Raw genomic sequence first — 595 nt, 5'->3', positions numbered from 1 at the left:
CACGGATGGGTACAGGGCGGTAGAGTTGCTCACCAGAAGGGTGCTCCCTGAATCTGTAGAAAATGTCGTGTGGTAACAACATCTTCCCAGTTCAGGAGCACCTTTCCCCGTTCAGACACCCCCTCGGACCCACCCTCATGAAAGGCCGAGGTTAGGATGTCCCTAAGTCAATGGGCCGACGTGCCTCAGCTTCTTTGAGCGCGGGGGTCGGGCCGGTGCCTCAGCTTCTTTGAGCGCGTAGTCCCCGGTGGGCGGGGCAGGCTTGCCGATGTGGAAGGCAAGATTCCGATGGCCGCGAGGCGACACGTCACCAACAAGCTCCGGGCCGCGTACGCGAGAGCGTCGAGGCCTGATAAGGCGAAGATCCTCGATGAGGTGATGGCGACCACGGGGATGGGCCGGTCGACGGCACGGCGGATGCTGACCGGTCCGCGCTTGCCCGATCCGGCCGAGCAGGTCGACAAGCGCCGGCTGCGGCCGAAGGGTTACAGCGACGAGTCACGGCTGCTGCTGGAGCATGTGTGGGCGCTGATGGGCTGCCCGTGCGGGAAGTACCTGACGGTCATGCTCGAGCTCTGGCTGCCGCTGCTGGCGG

General features: G+C 64.4%; 1 pseudogene. It reads left to right on the top strand.

Features of this window, described 5'->3' with window-relative positions:
- Positions 1-288: 288 nt before the first annotated feature.
- Positions 289-595: pseudogene (locus tag BKD30_RS05305) on the top strand (hypothetical protein); the annotation flags it as partial.

Source organism: Tersicoccus phoenicis, from assembly GCF_001968835.1.
Lineage (GTDB): Bacteria > Actinomycetota > Actinomycetes > Actinomycetales > Micrococcaceae > Tersicoccus > Tersicoccus phoenicis.
The sequence above is the reverse complement of the archived record's forward strand: the minus strand, read 5'-3'. Positions and strand labels throughout refer to the sequence as shown.